Below are 19457 nucleotides of genomic sequence, written 5' to 3' on the forward strand. Positions count from 1 at the left end.
TACTGATAAAAAGATGTTCATGTGATAGTAATGGTCGTGGGTTCAGTCAAAATATTGTTGAGAAAAATAAGTATATTGCTGAATCTAATTGTAAAATAAACCAATAAATTATGGCAGTAACTTATGTAGTCATCCCCAAATTGAATCCGCAGGATCGGGAAGCAGCTCCTAAATTTTATGCAACATCGAAGAGTAGGGGCGAGTTAACATTTCGAAATTTGAGCAAGGAAATTGCTGAAGGCTCAACAACGGTCAGCGATACCGATGTATTGGCTGTTTTAAATGATTTGACCAAAATATTGAGGCGACATTTAGAGAACGGCGAGATTGTTCGTTTTGGCGATTTTGGATCGTTTCAGGTAAGCGTCAAGAGTGAAGGAGCCGAGAGCGAGCAAAAATTCCACAGCTCACTCATTAAGAGCGCTAAAGTCACTTTCCGTCCCGGTATCGATCTGAGAGAAATGTTGAATAACCTGAAATACGAGAAATTGCCTTAGCCCGATGTGATGGTTTTCTCGCGTCACAGACTCTTTTCGGTTGGTAAAACCATGAACCGATGCTTGAGCTCGAAAAGACTATAGAGCAATTTTAAAAAGACACTGAGCTTTTTAAAAAAGACTATAGACGAAATTTTAAAAGGCCCGTATCTTTTTCCCAAAAGATACGGGCCTTTTGGGTAAACCATACGTATCGTTTGAGAAAACGGTCGGGGGAGTTGGGCGGGTGACTTGCAGGTAGAGGGGGATAGGGCGTGGGGGAAGGGGATACGTATCGCTTTCGTCAAGGCAATAAAAAAAGGTTGCCCGCTTGGGACAACCTTTTGTATTGCTGTTTTATTCGCGTCAATTATTTGTCAGCATCAAAGCCTGTATAGCGGTAACCTGCCATTTTCATGTAGGTAAAGCCATAAGAGTAATCACTGAATTTTACATAGGCTACAATGCTGTCAGCTGCGGCTCCGCGAGGAGTTGTTGCTGCACCTTCCATAATTTTACCACCAAGGATCGTAATGTCGCATCCTTCGTAAGAGGTATTGGGTGTAGTTTCACAGCTAAAAGTGCCTGCTTCGTAATCCACATCCACCTTTAATTTATACTGCCAGAATGTATAATCATCCGCACTTGCTGCATAGTCGCTAAACCACATTTCATCAGCAGTATTGGCAGCCGTATTGTATGTGAATACCGATAATTTGCCATTCTCAAAAAGATCTTCCCACTCCAAAGCCTCCAGTTGGTCAACAGTCATGGATGATAGATCTGGGTCTGTATCGCTATAGCCAAACAGATAATAGTACTCATCGATGCTTTGTTCGAAAGTAACAGTCCACTGGCCTGCCATTTTCACAACATTAGTGGCACCCGGTTCCTCGTCGGTTTCAACATCACAAGCAACAAATGTTGCCGACATCAGGAGTGCCGAGAATAAGATTAAAATATATTTTTTCATAATCATCTTAATTTTTGGTTAATGTGATATAAAATGTCATTATTCCAGCATACGATACTTCGTAGTAGATTTCTCCGGTTGCCGGATTGTAGCTGCCACTTGTGAACTCATCGATGGAGTCACCCCAGCCTTCGAGCGATGCACTTGTTGCGTCGATTGTATTATCAGCAGCTAAGCTAAAGCTACCAACCATGGCATAGTCTTCACCGTAACCGGCACGCTGGTCGTAGAAGCCGGCAAAGAAGTCGGAGATGTAGAACTCGCCTGGTGCTGTTTGAAGTATTGCGATAGGAAAGCCCGAAAACCGGGTGATTGTTCCGTCGTAATCGCGGTAAGTTGCTGATGTAGCCACCCATTCGCCTGAAGCAATCGCTGACTCCGTTCCATCTGCAACATATACCGTGCGGGATTTTGTTACAGAATAGCCATCTACATTTGTAATGATGTAATTCAAGGTATAAATACCAGGTGTGTTGACATCAACACTACCTTCAATTACGACTTGGTCGGTAACGTCTTCGCCATTCATTTCAGCAGCATACCCAGCTTCTTCGTAGGTTTCACCTAAATCCCAAAATACAGTGCTCTCACCATTCAGTTCCAATGTCGCATAATAGGTGATGCTAGAGGTGTCTTGTGAAGTCTCATCCTCGCAAGAGTAGAGTCCAATCACGCTAAGACACACAATTAAACTATAAATTATCTTTTTCATAATTGTATCCTTCTTAAAAGTAAAACTTAATTAACATCCCACCATACAGGAGTACCACCATAGTAACCTGAAGCATCGGGGGTGTTCTGATTTAGTTGACGTGCTTTCAGCGGATAATACATACGCTTCATCAAGCTGTTCTGGTTGTCAAGACTACTTCTGTAATTTAAAACTAAATCACCAGGAGTGTAGAGGGTTGGGTCATCGTAGATTTGTTTGGCCGTATAGCTGCTTAATTCAGGGTATCCGGTTCTTCTGATTTCAGACCAAGCTTCCATATTGTCCATATAAAATAAAGCAACCCATTTTTGCATTCCGATAAGCTTTTGCTTGTCGGTGTTTTTATCCCAATTGACAATGTCTTGCGCAAGGAAATCGTCGGCACCGCTAATTCCTCTAGCCGAGAAGTCTGCGGCGATTGCTGCTTCGTAAGCTGCTTTCGCGGCTACATTATCATTATTAAATCGAGACTCAACCTCTGCAATGAAAAATTGAAGTTCAGCTTGAGTAAATAAGAATCCGGGTCTTGAAACGCCACTGTCGTCGAACAGGCTGTAATTAATTGCACTTACGTCAACATTTTTCCAGTCGCTGCCTGCACTTTTTCTCCAACTTGCCAGATCAACTTTAGCGCCACAGAATTGGCCGACATACGAATTGGTTGCAGCTGCTTTGCTAATCGCATACTCAATACGCGGGTCAGCTGTTTCGTTCATATATGATACTAAGGGGTGTGCTGCAACATGGTTTCCGGTTCCGAGCTCGTAGTAGCTTGCATAGAAAGGACTTCTGTTTCCTGATTCATCGGCATAGATATCAAGTTTGACATCACCGGTAAAAAAGTTATTGTCAGCTACCAGTTCTGTAATCTTGGATTGAACGGAGTTGTCCGCGTCATACATTCTCAAGTACATGCGAAGGCGCAGTGCATTGGCATAACCTTTCCATTGTTCGATGTCTTGGCTGAAAATCATATCAGTCATCGTCATCTGATCAGAACTGTTCGCAAGAGCTTCCTCTGCGGCATCTAACTCTGCCAGAACGCCTTTGTAAATGGTTTCTCCATCGTCCCAGGTCGGTTGTGCATTTCCGTTTAACGCATCGGTATATGGGGCGTCACTCATGTTATCAACCAAGAGTTGGAAACAGAATGCGCGCATTACTGTTGCCGCAAATAAATCAGCTGTATTATCAGTTTTGCTCTTGATATCCTCAATATCCTGCAACGCACCGGCATATAAGTTGCGATATGCGCGGTCGATGGTTTGGTTAGACTCAGAAATCGAGAGTTCGGCCAGCACGTTGAACTGGTTTGCTTCAGGCATTTGCTCAAAGTATTGAGCAAAGAAGCCCGCATAGTTGAACATGATATCACAGGATGTTGCGGCAATGTAATTTTGAACTGCCGGAAACTCCAGGTCTGTCGTAATAGAACTGTTACCGGGGTAGTTGGGATCATCGTTAATGTTCAGGTCACATGACGCAAACATTAAGCCAACAAGCCATATATATATTAAACTTCTCTTCATGTCTTTTTCAATTAAAATTTAAACTTAGCATTGAAACCAAAATTGCGAGAACTTGGGTTTGCTGAATATTCTCCAAAGTTTCCTTGTAAATCGTTACCGAACGAAGATGTTTCCGGATCAACGAATGTGTTACTCGCTGGAGTCCATAGGAACAGGTTGTTTCCGTAGGCTGACAAGTCGATTCCTTGGACTGGAGTTTTGGCAAGCCATTTTTTAGGAAGGCTCCATGATAATACAACCGAACGTAGTTTCACGTAGGATTTATCGATCAGGAAACTGCTTCCGAGTTCTGGGCCTCCGTCAAAGTAATTATAGATGTTGGTTGCATCCAGGGGAGTGGTATTCTCCACATAGGAAACGCTTCCAGAAGCATCAGTTACAGCATTAACCGAATTGGGGACAATGAAAGGGTTCCGATCGTTATAGGCTGTTTGAATTGCATTTCCTGTAAAATAGGAGATGGACTTCGTTCTGGAATACATTAAGCCGCCTTGACGAATGTCCAGGTCTGCTGACAGGCTAACGCCTTTGTAGCGGAATGTGGTTGTAAATCCTGTTTGATACTTGTAGTTCATACTACCAACAATCTGCATGTCAGACTCGGCAACGGGTAATCCAGTAGCAGCATTCACAACAACCTGACCATCGGCGGTGTATTGAGGAACTTCTGCTTTGTATACACCGATTGGTTCTCCAACGATAGCATACATTCCGGTACCTCCGGTGAAACCGTAAATCAACGCTTCGCCGCCTAGTCCTTCAGGTAAGCTAAGTACTTTGTTCCAGTTTTTGCTATATCTCCAACTTAAATCCCAGCTAAAATCTCTTGTTTTCACTGGAGTTACATTAACGTTTAACTCAATACCTCTGTTGCGAACTTCACCCAAGTTTGTGTTTTGCGCGGTGAACCCGGAAGCATAGTCCATATCCAGAGAATAGATTTGTTTATCGGTAAGACGGTTGTAAAAAGCAGCATCGATATTGATGCGATTTTTTAAGAAAGCCAGATTCAAGCCAACCTCAAATTCGGTTGTCATTTCCGGGCTAAGGCTACTACTTCCTAAAACGTTTCCGACAGTATAAGCATTGTATCCGGCACTGTTGAATGGGAACGAAAAAGTTCCTGTACCCCAATAGCCATAAGCGCCAGATTGCGCGTATACTGGATTAACCATGTAAGGATCTGCGTCGTTACCTGTTTTACCCCATGCTAATCGAATTTTTCCGAAATCAATAGTGTTTTTAGAGTTGTCGCCTAATAGCTCGGAAAAGATGAAGCTACCAGTTGCTCCATAATAGAAGAATGATCTGTTGCCTTCGGGTAAGGTTGATGACCAGTCGTTACGGGCAGTCAAGGTCACGAATAAAAGATCTTTCCATCCGCCTTCAAATTGACCGTAAGCACCCATCAAGCGGCGAAGCGATTCGTCAGTTGATGTTGTCGGACTTTTCGAAGTATTGCTCAAATTGTACCATGTAGGGATAGTCAAGTCTGTAATGGCGCTGTACAACGAGCTATATTTACGTTCGTTACCGTTAAAACCAACGATCGCATTCAGACTGAAGTCTTCAAGCTGCTTGTTGAAAGTTACCATGATGTCTTGGTTGATCTCACGACGACGAATAGTTTGCTCCGAAACACTTCCTGTTTCACCGGTAAAAGGGCTATTGGTTCCAAGTGGCGAACCATTTGCCGTTCCTTCGTAGTACAGTGCATAGAGGTTTGGCTCTCCGGTATTACGTTGTCCGGTAGAGGTGTCAAGACCAAAACGGTAGGTGAATTTGAAATATTTCAGGAAGTCATAGTCTAACTGGAACTTACCATATAAACGTTCTGAGTTGTAAACATTCTCATAGTTTTCCAAGATGTAATATGGGTTGGTAACGCCATAAGGAGTATAATAGTAACCTGGCATGTTAAACGGATCATCTAAATTAGCCAGCCCAATTATACTAATATCACGAGGAGTTTGCATGATACTATTATAAACAGACAATCCCTGGCCTGTCGTCGCGAAACTGTTTTCCTGGTATGCATAGTTTAATGCAGTTGTGAAGGTTAAGGCACCTGAAGTATGGCTGCCGTTCACAGAGAACGTATATTTTTTGTATGAGTCAGCGTCCGTTGGGATAATTCCGTTATCGTCGATATAGGAGCCACTCACAAAATAAGTACTGTTATCTGATGCTCCATTGAAAGAGAGACTATGGTTCTGGCGGAAGCCAACATCAAAAAAGTCCTTAATATTGTCCTCTAAAGCTACATAAGGCTTGAGTTTCTGTGAGTTGTTGTATACGTTACCCCAGAGTTCTGTTGATCCATCAAACTTAGGTCCCCAAGAACCGTTTTCAAGTTGAGTATGTTCGCCATACCAACCCATTCCGAATTCGTTCTGCATTTGAGGTAATCGTAATACAGAACTCCATTGCAAGCCACCATTGTATTCAATTCCAATGCCTTTGCCTTTCTTTCCTTGCTTCGTGGTGATCATTACAACACCATTGGCAGCACGGCTACCATATAATGCAGTTGCAGCAGCTCCTTTTAATATTGTCATATTTTCAACATCATCAGGGTTTACAGCACTTGCTCCGTTACCGAAGTCATAACCACTATTTAAACCATCACTGGAAGAAACAGAACTGTTATTCATTGGCACCCCATCGATTACATACAATGGTTGGTTACTGCCGCCTAATGAACTAATACCACGGATGATTACAGATTTAGAAGAGCCTGGGTCAGAAGAAGTCGATGCGATTTGAACCCCTGCGACTTTACCTGCGAGACTACTCATAATATCAGCCGTACGTTTCTCTGCTAACTCCTCACCTCCAACTGATGTCGCGGCATATCCCAGGGTTTTTTCAGAGCGTTTAATCCCCATGGCGGTAACCACCACTTCGTTGATGCCGACAACATCAGACTCTAGTTGTGCGTCGATCACATTGCCTGAGATTGCTTTCTCGGTTGTTTGCATACCAACAAACGAGAAAACCAGTGTTTTGGCATCTTGAGATACTTTAATAACATATTTACCGTCTAAATCGGTAATCGTTCCAAGGGTAGTCCCCTTTACGGATACTGAAACACCAGGTATCGTACTTCCATCATCCGCGGAAGTAACTGTACCTGTAATTTCGCGGGTTTGAGCCCATAACGACTGCAAACCAATTGCAAAAATTGCAAGCAATAGTGCGATTTTTTTCATAGAAATAATTTTAATAATTAAACAGCATCAATTCTTCTAAAAAGATCAGTATATATAGAATTGTTTTTCCCCGTTTTTGAAAGCGATACTCCATCTATTCCCCCAAATAGTTAAAGTTGCATTTTGGTTTGTATTTTCAGCACAAACTTAAAAAGTGTTAAAACAAACCAACAAATACAAAAATATAATTTTACTGATACGTTGCTTAATGCTTGGGCTGTTTTTATCAACTACTAACATGATAAATGTCATGAAATAGGTTCTGAAAGCGAAGAGCTTGGGGTTTTGTAGTTTATATTGTATTAATATTTAAATGATTATCGAGTGTGTCAGAATTACGGAAGGCGCTATAAAAGGCGTAAAATATTTGTTAAGTTTTCGATGCGGTATGTGTTCGGATGGGGGGTGTAGGCTGGAAAAGTGTCGTTTTTTGGGGGCGTAGGCGTGTTGTTTGGGTGGTTATCGGGCATTTTGCTGTCTTTTGAGAAAAAGATCTGGTCGATTCCGAAGTTGCGTGCACCCAGAATATCGGTCTCCCAATTGTCGCCAATCATCACCGATTTTGCTTTTTTGGCATTGCAGCTGCGGATGGCATGTTGGAAAACACGTATGTCGGGTTTGGGGTATTTCAGGTCTTCCGAGATGAAAACATGATCGAAAAAATGGGCAATGCCGCTGTTCTCTAACTTGCGGAGTTGTACCTGGCGAAACCCGTTGGTGATGATCTGAAGTTTGTAGTTGTTGCTTTTCAGATCGTTTAGTACATCCATTGCGCCTTCCACCAGGCTTGTTTGTTGAGCCATGAAGTCGAGATAAAGCTCGTTCATGGCCACCGGGTCAACATTTTTTATTTCGAAATGATTCAGCGTCTCTGCAAAACGACGGGTAATTAGTTCTTTTTTGTGCACTTCTTGTTTACGGTAGGCATCCCACAGTTGCTTGTTGACAGCCTCGTAAAAGTCGTAGAATAAGTTGAAGTCCGGCACCTGTCCGTTCAGTTTAAGTTGGTCGACGGTATCGCGCATGGCGAGTTTGGCGTTGCGGTCGAAATCCCACAGCGTGTTGTCCAAGTCGAAGAACAGATGGGTGTATTTTTGCTTGTAGTACATACGTGTTGTTTTAAGTGCAATGCGTTCTTGGGCTTCGTTATCGTGTTTTGTCGGATTGAGAGCATCGTGTGGCACGGGTAGGTTCAGTACGCTGTCGCAGTATCTCGGTTTACGCCAGGGTGCTTACGCGTTGGTCTTCCCTTCCAGAACGATGACGATTTCGCCTTTTACGGTTTTGGCTTTAAAGTGCTCCACGGCTTCTTGCAGGCTTCCCCGGAAATTTTCTTCGTACAGTTTCGAGAGTTCGCGCGATACACAAACCCGGCGTTCTTCGCCAAAGTGCTCTGCGAACTGTTCCAGCGCTTTTACCAGGCGGTAGGGCGACTCGTAGAAAATCATGGTGCGTTCTTCGTCAACCAACGACTGCATTTTCTTTTGGCGTCCTTTTTTCTGCGGCAGGAAGCCTTCGAAGCAAAAGCGGTCGGAGGGTAAGCCCGAGTTTACCAGTGCCGGAATCAGGGCCGTTGCTCCGGGGAGGCATTCCACTTCAACGCCCAGTTCTACGCACTGGCGAACCAGCAAAAATCCGGGGTCGCTGATGCCCGGTGTGCCGGCGTCGGAGATCAGCGCAATGCTCTCGCCGGCTTCAATGCGTTTGGCTATTCCCTCGGCAGTTTTGTGTTCGTTAAATTTATGATGCGAACTCAGCTTATTCTGAATTTCGAAATGATGCAACAGTTTCGAGGACGTCCGGGTGTCTTCCGCCAGAATTAAGTCTACTTCTTTTAATACTTTAATTGCACGGAAGGTCATGTCGTCCAGGTTGCCGATGGGCGTAGGAACTAAATAAAGTTTGGCCATAAAATAGAATATACAGTGTCGAAAAATTGAACAATTATACCAATGTTTTTCAGCGTAAGCCTCAATTTAACGGTTAATCGGTATTAGTTGGAAAAACGGCGTTTCACCAAGTGCAAAAACTGCAGGCTGGTATCGTCTTTCTCCCATTTAAAATGGGTGTCTAAATGCTGTGCTGCTTCGTCGAGGCTGTGCATCCGGTCGAGTTTTCCGATGGTGTCGCGAAAAAGTTCGGCATCGTTGCTAAAAAGCTCGCGAATATACTGAAAGCGGTCGTTTATGCCGATTGCATTTTCCAGTTTCGAAATGGGACTACTCGCAAAATGCTGATCGAGCTTTTTGGTGGCCGTCAATAAATCGTTCAGCGACCGGGACTGAAACTGATCGGTCAGCGTTTTTCCGGCAGCTTTTGTTCGTTCCGGCTCCGGGGCTGTGTTGTGTGCTTCATCTTCATTTACCGGTTCCGGATGAGGAATTGAGACAGTCACGGGCTCGTCTTCCTCTTCTTCATAAACCTCCGACAGCGTGTCTTCATGCGAAATGACCGGCTTTTCCGGCGGCGATTTTTTAATGTCTCCGGTGTTCGCGACTTCGGATAGTGGCGTTGTGGTTTCGCTTGCTTCAAGCTCGGGAGCTTTTGTAGCAGTCGGTTCCTGCTGCACGGCTTCTTCGATAAGTTGTCCTTGCTGCTCGTTGATCTCGTGCAGGATTTCGTATTCCTGCAAAATAAGTTTGGCTTTGCTCAGTGCCAAGTCAACCTCGTGCCTCGAAAGTGCGGCGCCGCTGCTCATTTCTGAGTTAATATCGCTCAGTTCAGCCAGGTTTTTCTGGATGATCCGAAGTAATTTGTGTTGATCCATAGTTTCAAAAAGATGTTGGAAATTAGACCATAGGCCCGAACTTAAAATCGAAAATTTATTATCTGTTGTGTGCTGTCTAAAGTCTAAGATCTAAAATATTACATTTGTGTAAAAGTACGAAAAACTCCATTGAAACGCGTGTTATGTTTTTGGAAAGAGATTTGAGTCATCGTAAACCGGGCGGAACGATCGAGGTGATTGCCGGTTCCATGTTTTCGGGCAAGACTGAAGAGTTGATTCGACGAATGCGTCGGGCGCAGTTTGCCCGTCAGAAAGTCGAAATTTTTAAACCGAAGATTGATGTTCGCTACTCGGAGTTGGAAGTGGTTTCGCACGACGATAACTCCATTCCCAGCACACCGGTCGATAATTCGGCAGCCATCTTGCTGCTCTCGGGCGGTTACGAAGTGGTGGGCATCGACGAGGCTCAGTTTTTCGACAAAGGTTTGGTGGAGGTGTGCATCAAACTGGCCGAGCAGGGTGTGCGGGTTATTGTGGCAGGGCTGGATATGGATTTTCAGGGAAAACCCTTTGGTCCCATGCCCCAGCTGATGGCGGTTGCCGAATATGTCACTAAGGTACACGCGATTTGCGTGCGCTGTGGCAATATTGCCCAGTTTTCGCATCGTTTGTCGGCCAACGACAAACAAGTCATGTTGGGCGAAAAAAACGAGTATGAACCACTTTGTCGGTCATGCTACACTAAAAAATAGAATATATGTCCGGTTTTGGCTTACAGGAAATTGCCGGAATTGTTGGCGGAACCATCCGATCGGGAGCGACTTCTTTGCTCAATCCAACAATTCAAACAATAGCCATCGACAGTCGTACGATTGCCGACGTGCATTCGTGTTTATTTTTTGCCTTGCGTGGTGTACGCCACGACGGGCACGCCTATGTCGAGGAGCTTTACCTGCGGGGAGTGCGCAGTTTTGTGGTCTGTGAACCGGTGGATACGGCGATTTTTCAGGATGCCGTTTTTATTCAGGTGGATGATTCGTTGCACGCATTGCAACAATTGTCGGCAGCGGTTCGCGCGCAGTACCATTATCCGGTGTTGGCTATTACCGGCAGCAATGGGAAAACTATAGTTAAGGAATGGCTGTACGATTTGCTGCATCAGTCGGTGAAGATTGTCCGGAGTCCCAAAAGTTATAACTCGCAGGTTGGTGTTCCCCTTTCGGTGTGGAATATGAGCGATCAGTTCGATTTGGCCATCTTCGAGGCGGGCATCTCGCTGCCGGGAGAGATGGAAAAGCTGGCGGCCGTTATTCAACCCACCATCGGGATTTTTACCAATATTGGCGAAGCACATCAGGAAAATTTTTCGACTCTGGCCCAAAAGCTGGAAGAAAAACTGAAGCTTTTCGAGCACTGCAACACGATCATCTACCGAAAGGATCAGCTTGAAGTTGATCGGCTGATGCATGCACTTTACGGAAATTCAGACAAGAAATTGCTGGCCTGGTCGGCGTCGGAACTCCCCGCGGATTTTGAGCTACAGATGACGGTTGGCGCCGCATCGACCCGGATTGAATACCGATGGAAAGAGCAAGCGTTTGCGGTGCAGGTACCTTTTACCGATTCGGCCTCGCTGGAAAATATCGGCCATTGCCTGGCCTTTATCCTGGCGTCGGACTATGACTGCGATGCGGTAAGACGAGCATTTGCGCGCTTGCAGGCGGTGGCTATGCGGCTCGAGCTGAAGCAGGGAATTAACAACTGTTTGCTCATTAACGACTATTACAATTCCGATATTAACTCGCTCACCATTGCTTTGCAGTTTTTGAGAAGTCAGGCACTAAACGAACGCCGCCCCCGGGTGCTGATCCTTTCCGACATCGAGCAATCGGGATTTTCGGACGAGCAGCTGGCCGAGGCGGTTAATCGTTTGATAGTGGCCTACGGTGTTGGTCGGCTAATTGCTATTGGCAGCGGTTTTTACAAATGTCGGCATCTTTTCGGGCCGAATGCTCACTTTTATCAGACCACCGAGGCGTTTCTGGCGGCCTTTCAACCAGCCGATTTTAAGAATGAACATATCCTGCTGAAAGGGGCGCGCGACTTTCGTTTCGAGCGTATTGCAGCCTTGCTTCAAAAGAAATACCATCAAACACAACTGGAGGTTGACCTGAATAATCTGGTGGAAAACCTGAACCGCTATAGGGCACAGTTAAATCCGGAAACGAAAATTACCATCATGGTGAAGGCCTTTTCGTATGGTAGCGGAACCGTGGAGATTGCCCGCGCCCTGGAGTTTCAGCAGGTCGATTACCTGGCGGTGGCGGTGGCCGACGAAGGTTTAGAGCTTCGGCAAGCAGGAATCAGTACGCCAATAATTGTGATGAACCCCGAAGAGCATAGCTTCGAGATGATGCTCGAATACCAGCTGGAACCCAATATTTATTCCATCGATTTATTCGAGAAGTTCGATCAGGCAGCTCGTCGCATGGCAGTTACCAACTTCCCAATTCACCTGAAATTGGAAACCGGTATGCACCGGCTGGGCTTTTCCTCGCCCGATGAGCTAAACGAAATTGCCGAGCGGGTGCCTCGTGCCGGGCGATTGCGTATTCAATCGGTTTTTTCGCACCTGGCAGCCAGCGACAGTCCCGAGCACGATGAGTTTACCCGCGAGCAGTTCGGGGTTTTCAACAGGCTGAGTGCTCCGGTTGTCGCTAATCAGCCCAATAAGGTGATTCGTCATATCCTGAACTCGGCCGGTATCGAGCGTTTCCCTGAATTTCAGATGGAAATGGTACGCCTGGGAATCGGCTTGTATGGTGTGTCGCAGTCGGATGCCCTGCAAGCCGAAACGGTAGCTCGCTGGTCAACGGTTGTTTCGCAGGTGAAAAAGGTGAAAGAGGGCAATACCGTCGGCTACGGGCGAAAAGGACAGGTTGAATATCCCAAGCGTATTGCCATTATCCCGGTTGGTTATGCCGATGGCTACGACCGGCGGCTGAGCAACGGTGCCGGGCGCGTGTGGATTGCCGGACGACAGTATCCGGTGATTGGCAATATTTGTATGGACATGACTATGATTGATGTGAGTGGTGCCGACGTTCAGCCCGGTGACCCGGTGGAGCTGATGGGCGAACATATTCGCCTGACCGACCTGGCCCAGTGGATGGGAACCATTCCTTACGAGGTGCTCACCGGTATTTCGCAACGCGTGCGCCGCGTGTATGTGCAAGAGTAGTTGTGAGTCGTGAGTCGTGAGACATGAGTATTGAGTATTCAGTATTGAGTATTGAGTCGTGAGTCGTGAGACAAGAAAGCTACCAGAGACAATTTACTATTTAACTATTTACCATCTACGCTTGACTGAAAGGAGGACTCGCCCGGAATCTCTTATGAATATTCGATATTGGGAATTGGTTATTGGAAATTAAACGTCAGGAAAGAGGTTTAAGTCATCGGCTTGAGGCGTGAGACATGAGTATTGAGTATTGAGACAAGAAAGCTACCAGAGACAATTTACTATTTAACTATTTACCATCTACGCTTGACTGAAAGGAGGACTCGCCCGGAATCTCTTATGAATATTTGATATTGGGAATTGGTTATTGGAAATTAAACGTCAGGAAAGAGGTTTAAGTCATCGGCTTGAGTCGTGAGACATGAGTATTGAGTATTCAGTATTGAGTATTGAGTCGTGAGTCGTGAGACAAGAAAGCTACCAGAGACAATTTACTATTTAACTATTTACCATCTACGCTTGACTGAAAGGAGGACTCGCCCGGAATCTCTTATGAATATTCGATATTGGGAATTGGTTATTGGAAATTAAACGTCAGGAAAGAGGTTTAAGTCATTGGCTTGAGTCGTGAGACGTGAGTTGGAGCCTGACTTTCTGGAGCTTTAATTCGATTTTTTTGGTCTCAACTTTTTCCCAGTCGTAAATCGTAATTTGTTAAATTGGAAATAAGCTAGTCTTGTCCCAGCTGTTGTTTGATTTTTTGCTCAATCTCGGCCGTTAACTCTGCAATGTCACGGCCAGCCGGCTCAATGGGATCCAGCACGGTGTAGTTTAACTTCACCCCAAGCTGAAGTGGAAAATAGCCTTTAGCCATCAGCCGGCTGTTGCCATCGATGACGAAAGGAACGATACAAGCCGATGGTGCTGATTTTAGCAACATGGCAATTCCCGGCGATTGAAAGCGTTTCACCTTTCCGTTTTTGCTTCGGGTGCCTTCGGGGAAAATGCTGGCACTGTAGTTTTCTTTTTCAATGTGCTTGCCCAGTTTACTGATCTCCACCAGCGACTGACGCCCGTTTTTGCGGTCAATAAGGGCCGAGCCGCCGTGGCGCAGGTTGTACGAAATACTGGGGATGCCTTTGCCCAATTCTTTTTTCGAAACAAACTTGGGGTGATGTTTGCGGAATCCCCACACAATTGCCGGAATATCGAAGGTGCTTTGGTGATTCGATACGATAATCAGCGGGCGTCCTTGCGGCAGTTTGTCGAAACCGCGAAACCGGATGCGCGCACCTAAAATCGTCAAACAGTACAATAAAAAAAAGTTCAGAATATCGACCGATTTTTTCCGGAGGGGGTAGCCTCCCAGATAGCGGCATACAACCTGAATGGGGTGAAATATACCCAGTAACAAGCCAAAAATTAGTAAATAAATGGGTGTAAGCAAGTAGCTTAATATCGTCTTCATAATTGTCATTTTCGTTTTCGAGCCCACAAAGAAACAAAAATAATGGGAATTGGCTCAGACAAGTTTAGCGGGGTATTTCATCGAATTGCTTGAAAATATGTAGTTTTAAAACAGCAAAAACAAGGATCGACCATGGACTATCGCGATGAAGTTTTTATGGCTGTTGCCGAGAAGCTCAGCTTTTCGAAGGCTGCCGAGGAGTTGTTTATCAGTCAGCCCGCTGTTACCAAACATGTGAAAGAGCTGGAGAATAAATTGAATACGGCTCTGTTCGACCGCAAAGGAAATAAAATTTACCTCACCCAGGCGGGAAAGCTGGCTTATCAGCATTTCAAGCGCATTCGTGAGCTGTATGGCGAAATGGAATTTGAGCTGGGACGGTTGAATGATGCCCATCGCGGATTGTTGCAAATTGGGGCGAGCTCAACAATTTCGCAATATGTGCTCCCGGCGGTGTTGGCGGCTTTTCACCAGCGTTACCCGCAAATTAAGCTCGATTTGTTCAACGGCAACTCCTTCGAGATGGAGCGCAAGCTGTTGAATCATGAGATTGATTTGGCCCTGGTGGAGAATGACAGCTCGCAAGCTAATATCCGCTATCTCGATTATGTGGACGATGAAATTGTGGTGGTGGCGGCAGCCAATCAGTTGATTGCCCGGCAAAAGTCGTTGACAGTTGCCGACTTGCAGGAAATTCCGATCGTGGTGCGCGAAAAAGGTTCCGGAACGCTCGAAGTAATTCAGCATCGGCTGGCTCGTCAGCAAATCGATCTGGAGCGGCTGAACATCCTGATTCATCTGGGAAGTACCGAGGCGATCAAAAACTTCCTGCTTAATTTCGATGGGCTTGCTTTGGTGTCGGAAAAGGCGATTGAAAAGGAATTGCAACTGAAACAGCTGGTGCGCATTAAGGTAAAGGATTTGTCGATTCAACGTAAATTTCGCTTTGCGATGCGGCAAGGCCCCGAAAAAAACATTCCCGAATTGTTTCGCAATTTTCTCACTTCGTATAACGTGTAGTTATAGATAATAAAAATATACAATTTGACTGGGTTATCTCATTGGCGTAGTTTTGTAAGCAAAAAGAACACGTCATGAAGCTTACTCACAATCAAATTCAACTCGTCTACTTCGTTTTGCTGGCGGCTTGCTTTTTACCTTTCATGTCACCGGCTTTAGCCCTTTTAATCGGAATCGGCTTATCATTACTTGGTATCAAACATCAGAAGATGTCGGGTCTGACTGCCCTTGTTTTGCAGGCATCCATCGTTTTAATGGGCTTTGGCATGAACCTGACTCAGGTTGTGGCTGCCTCCAAGAGTGGTTTCGAAATTACAGCCATTTCTGTTGTTGCAACCATCTCGCTGGGCTTATTGCTGGGCAAATTGTTTAAAGTCGATCATAAGATCAGCGTGCTGATTGCTGCCGGAACAGCTATTTGCGGAGGGAGTGCCATCGCGGCTTTGGCTCCGGTAATTAAGGCGCGTAACTTTCAGATTTCCTTTTCGCTGATTGTTATCTTTATCCTGAATGCGCTGGCGTTGTTGGTGTTTCCTCTGCTCGGACACTTTTTTCACCTTAGCCAGGAATCTTTCGGATATTGGGCGGCCATAGCCATTCACGACACCAGCTCGGTGGTTGGTGCCGGCGCCTCTTACGGAGCAAAAGCCCTGGAGATTGCCACAACGGTGAAGTTAACCCGGGCACTGTGGATCATCCCCGTCTCGATTGTTTTTGCAATGGCCGACCGAAATGGCGATAAGGGGAAAATTAAAATTCCCTGGTTCATTGGCTTGTTTGTTCTGGCCATCGTTTTCGCGCATTTTGTGCCGACCATGCACGATACTTTTGGGCACCTGAATTGGTTGGGAAAACGCGGAATGGTGGTTGCCTTGTTGCTGATTGGGTCTAACATTTCGATTGCCGAATCGAAGCAAGCCGGAGCCCGGAGTTTTATCCTGGGCATTGTACTTTGGTTTGCCATAGCAACTCTTTCATTTTTAGCCATCCGGAATCATCTGATTGGTTAATGATAAACCGAAAGAGCTTTGGAGCGAAGATGCAGAAGTTCGTTAACAGCGGATTTCTGCATCTTCTTTTATGAAAATCGATTGTTAAATCTTCTAAATACGGACCGAAAAATTTACGGCAGATAGCTCTTCTTAATTTAATATGTAGATATTTGCATATCTATTCATCAAGATGAACTGTTAAAAGAATATTTTAGTGATGGCAAAGTATGTTATTATAGGTGGTGTTGCCGGAGGTGCAACGGCTGCCGCCCGTTTAAGAAGATTGGATGAACACGCAGAGATTATCATGTTCGAGCGCGGACAATATATCTCGTATGCAAACTGTGGGTTGCCTTATTATATTGGCGACACCATTAAGGAGCGTGAGAAACTGTTGGTGCAAACGCCCGAAAGCTTCAAGGCGCGTTTGAATGTTGACGTGCGTGTGTTGCAGGAGGTGATGAAAATTAATCGTGCGGAGAAAACGGTTGAAATTAAAAATCATGCAACAGGCGAAAGCTATGTTGAAAGCTACGATAAGTTGATTGTTTCTCCGGGGGCTGAGCCTGTGCGCCCGCCGATCGAGGGAATTAATCATGCTTCAATTTTCACCTTGCGCAACGTTCACGACACCGATAAGATTAAGGCATTTTGTAATGAGAAGAAGCCTCGTCGTGCTGTTGTAATTGGTGCCGGTTTTATTGGTTTGGAAATGGCCGAGAACTTGCACGAGCTTGGTATGGATGTAACCATCGTGGAAATGGCCAACCAGGTAATGGCTCCGTTGGACTACGAAATGGCCGCTGAGGTGCACCAGCACTTGAAAACCAAAAACGTAGAGTTTTATTTGAAGGATGGCGTGAATGCTTTCCAACCGGTTGCTGATCATCTGAAAGTGGTCTTGCAGAGTGGCCGAGAAATTGAAACCGAGTTGGTGATCCTGTCAATCGGTGTTCGTCCGGAAACAAAACTGGTGAAGGACGCTGGTTTGGAGCTGGCTGAAAACGGTGGTATTAAGGTGAATGAGTACCTGCAAACCAACGACGAAAATATTTATGCTTTAGGTGATGCCATTGCCTTTCCGCACCCGATTACCGGGAAATATGTGAATACGTATCTGGCCGGTCCGGCGAACAAGCAAGGGCGTATTGTTGCCGACAACGTGGTTACGGGAAATACCCGCACTTATAAAGGAGCCATTGCTACGGCAATCGCCAAGGTGTTTGATATTACGGTTGCCTCGACAGGTATGGCTGCCAAGACCTTGAAGAAGGAGGGCATCGATTATATCTCAAGCATCATTCACGGTTCATCGCACGCCGGTTATTATCCGGGCGCAATGCCTTATACCCTGAAAATTCTTTTTCAACCCAAAACAGGTAAATTGTTTGGGGCGCAGATGATCGGTTACGAAGGTGTTGACAAGCGCATCGATTTGGTTGCAACCGTGTTGATGAAAAACGGAACGATTTACGATTTACAGGAAATTGAACATGCTTATGCTCCTCCTTATTCTTCGGCAAAAGATCCGGTAAATCAGGCCGGTTTTGTTGCTGAAAATATTTTGATGGGTCGCTTGAAGGTGATTACCTGGCGCGAAGCAAGCAAGCTGGACTCCCGCAACATCTGCTTGCTGGACGTTCGTACGCCGGAGGAACACGAACTTGGTCACATCGAAGGATCCATCAATATTGAAGTGGATAAAATCCGTGAGCGTTTGGCTGAAGTGCCACGCGACAAGAAGATTATTGTGTACTGTGGTGTTGGTCTTCGCGGATATATTGCTGCTCGCGTGTTGATGCAAAACGGAATCACTGAAGTTTATAACCTGAGTGGTGGCTACAAAACGTACGAACACACAACCGGAAAACAAAGTAACGAGGATATTTTCGAGTCAAGCTACATTGCTCACGATAGCAACATCTACCGTGGTAAGCCGGTTGAAAAAATAGCAGCTGCAAACTTCAAAACCATTGAGGTTGATGCTTGTGGCTTGCAGTGCCCCGGTCCAATTTTGAAATTGAAAAGCGAAGTGGCTAACCTGAAGCCGGGAGAGCGTTTGTTGCAAAAAGCCAGCGATCCTGGTTTTATGAAAGATGTGCAGTCGTGGTGTAACATGACCGGCAACAAACTGATTTCGTTGGATAGCAAGGCCGGAATTATTTCTGCGGTTATTGAAAAAGGCGAAGAGAAAAAAGCTGCTTCCGGTGGTGCGACGATCGCTAATTTGCCTCAAAATAAAACGATGGTGGTATTCAGCGACGATCTGGATCGCGCACTGGCGTCGATGGTTATTGCCAACGGTGCCGCTTCAACCGGGAAAGACGTAACCATGTTCTTTACCTTCTGGGGATTGAATGTGATTAAGAAACAAGAGAAACCGAAAGTTGAGAAGGACTTTATGGGCAACATGTTTGGCAAGATGATGCCGGACAATGCCGGAAGCCTGAAGCTTTCGAAAATGAACATGTTCGGCATGGGATCGATGATGATGAAAAAGCGCATGCTTTCGAAGAAAGTTGATTCGGTTGAGGATATGATCAAAACCGCTTTGGACAACGGTGTTCGCATGATTGCTTGTCAAATGTCGATGGACGTGATGGGCGTTAGCAAAGAAGAGTTGATCGACGGTGTTGAGATTGGTGGTGTAGCCACTTATCTGGAAGAAACCGAGAAATCAAATTTGAACTTATTTATCTAATGGAATCTATTTATTGAGGGTTTCACTTCAAGTGAAGCCCTCAATACAGCCCTCAATCTGAAGATATAGTATCGCCACTGTGTTTCGCGCAGTGGCATTTTTTTATCTTCTTTCTTCTCTATAGGTAGAAAAACAGAAGCTGAAAGAGAACTTATTTTTGCAGTTCTGGTAAACTAAAGATAGCCGAATGAGGCTATTTTGAATAAAAAACCAGAAATAATGAATCGGTCTGCCATGGTGTGCTGTTTAGTTATTAACCTGTTGTCTATCCCTTTTATCTCCTCGGGGCAAAATGATGAAGATTCCGTTCTGGATATGCAACAAAAAACTGTACGGCTAGTTAAGCGCTACGCTGCTATTCTTTGATTATTATTTAGTTGTTCAAATTCGATTATTGTTTTGTAC

At 45.3% G+C, this 19457-nt stretch carries 14 protein-coding genes; 6 read left to right on the forward strand and 8 right to left on the reverse strand.

What is annotated here, in order from left to right; all coding sequences use genetic code 11:
- Positions 1 to 110: 110 nt before the first annotated feature.
- Positions 111 to 497, forward strand: coding sequence for an HU family DNA-binding protein (locus C8N47_RS10700; protein WP_107822546.1), 387 nt, complete (start codon positions 111 to 113; stop codon positions 495 to 497).
- A 349-nt stretch (positions 498 to 846) separates the two neighbouring features.
- On the opposite strand, the gene C8N47_RS10705 is transcribed toward C8N47_RS10700, so the two are convergent.
- The 7 genes from C8N47_RS10705 to C8N47_RS10735 all read right to left on the reverse strand — a co-directional run bounded on the left by C8N47_RS10705 (position 847) and on the right by C8N47_RS10735 (position 9669).
- The gene (locus C8N47_RS10705) at positions 847 to 1449 is read right to left on the reverse strand and encodes a lipid-binding protein (RefSeq protein WP_107822569.1); all 603 of its coding nucleotides are present in this window, start codon (positions 1447 to 1449) and stop codon (positions 847 to 849) included.
- Positions 1450 to 1456: 7 nt separating this feature from the next.
- Positions 1457 to 2122 carry a BT_2262 family domain-containing protein gene (locus tag C8N47_RS10710; RefSeq protein WP_211316106.1) on the reverse strand — a complete coding sequence of 222 codons (666 nt, stop codon included), beginning with the start codon at positions 2120 to 2122 and terminating at the stop codon, positions 1457 to 1459.
- 65 nt (positions 2123 to 2187) lie between these two features.
- A complete protein-coding gene (locus C8N47_RS10715) occupies positions 2188 to 3690 on the reverse strand; it encodes a SusD/RagB family nutrient-binding outer membrane lipoprotein (RefSeq protein WP_107822548.1) in 1503 nt (500 codons plus the stop codon).
- 11 nt (positions 3691 to 3701) lie between these two features.
- Positions 3702 to 6902, reverse strand: coding sequence for a SusC/RagA family TonB-linked outer membrane protein (locus tag C8N47_RS10720; protein ID WP_107822549.1), 3201 nt, complete (start codon positions 6900 to 6902; stop codon positions 3702 to 3704).
- A 347-nt stretch (positions 6903 to 7249) separates the two neighbouring features.
- Positions 7250 to 8011: a YjjG family noncanonical pyrimidine nucleotidase gene (locus C8N47_RS10725; protein WP_107822550.1), complete on the reverse strand. Its 762-nt coding sequence runs from the start codon at positions 8009 to 8011 to the stop codon at positions 7250 to 7252.
- 123 nt (positions 8012 to 8134) lie between these two features.
- Positions 8135 to 8812 carry a 16S rRNA (cytidine(1402)-2'-O)-methyltransferase gene (rsmI, locus tag C8N47_RS10730; RefSeq protein WP_107822551.1) on the reverse strand — a complete coding sequence of 226 codons (678 nt, stop codon included), beginning with the start codon at positions 8810 to 8812 and terminating at the stop codon, positions 8135 to 8137.
- Positions 8813 to 8895: 83 nt separating this feature from the next.
- Positions 8896 to 9669, reverse strand: coding sequence for a hypothetical protein (locus tag C8N47_RS10735; protein WP_107822552.1), 774 nt, complete (start codon positions 9667 to 9669; stop codon positions 8896 to 8898).
- Between the two features lie 143 nt (positions 9670 to 9812).
- Here C8N47_RS10735 and C8N47_RS10740 point away from each other — a divergent pair, with 143 nt between their 5' ends.
- Together C8N47_RS10740 and C8N47_RS10745 are read left to right on the forward strand one after the other, a co-directional pair.
- Positions 9813 to 10382: a thymidine kinase gene (locus C8N47_RS10740; RefSeq protein WP_107822553.1), complete on the forward strand. Its 570-nt coding sequence runs from the start codon at positions 9813 to 9815 to the stop codon at positions 10380 to 10382.
- Positions 10383 to 10387: 5 nt separating this feature from the next.
- Entirely contained in the window at positions 10388 to 12871 is a 2484-nt protein-coding gene (locus tag C8N47_RS10745) for a bifunctional UDP-N-acetylmuramoyl-tripeptide:D-alanyl-D-alanine ligase/alanine racemase (RefSeq protein ID WP_107822554.1), read from the forward strand.
- Between the two features lie 730 nt (positions 12872 to 13601).
- Here the strand turns inward: C8N47_RS10745 and C8N47_RS10750 are convergent.
- Entirely contained in the window at positions 13602 to 14339 is a 738-nt protein-coding gene (locus C8N47_RS10750) for a lysophospholipid acyltransferase family protein (protein ID WP_107822570.1), read from the reverse strand.
- Positions 14340 to 14471: 132 nt separating this feature from the next.
- Between C8N47_RS10750 and C8N47_RS10755 the strand changes: the two genes are divergently transcribed.
- The 3 genes from C8N47_RS10755 (at position 14472) to C8N47_RS10765 (ending at position 19052) form a co-directional block, all read left to right on the forward strand.
- Positions 14472 to 15359 (forward strand): LysR family transcriptional regulator, encoded by an 888-nt coding sequence (locus tag C8N47_RS10755; RefSeq protein WP_107822555.1) that lies wholly within the window; start codon positions 14472 to 14474, stop codon positions 15357 to 15359.
- Positions 15360 to 15433: 74 nt separating this feature from the next.
- Positions 15434 to 16369: a YeiH family protein gene (locus C8N47_RS10760; protein ID WP_107822556.1), complete on the forward strand. Its 936-nt coding sequence runs from the start codon at positions 15434 to 15436 to the stop codon at positions 16367 to 16369.
- A gap of 199 nt (positions 16370 to 16568) precedes the next feature.
- Positions 16569 to 19052, forward strand: coding sequence for a CoA-disulfide reductase (locus C8N47_RS10765; protein ID WP_107822557.1), 2484 nt, complete (start codon positions 16569 to 16571; stop codon positions 19050 to 19052).
- Positions 19053 to 19457: the final 405 nt, after the last annotated feature.

This window comes from Mangrovibacterium marinum, from assembly GCF_003046625.1.
GTDB lineage: Bacteria > Bacteroidota > Bacteroidia > Bacteroidales > Prolixibacteraceae > Mangrovibacterium > Mangrovibacterium marinum.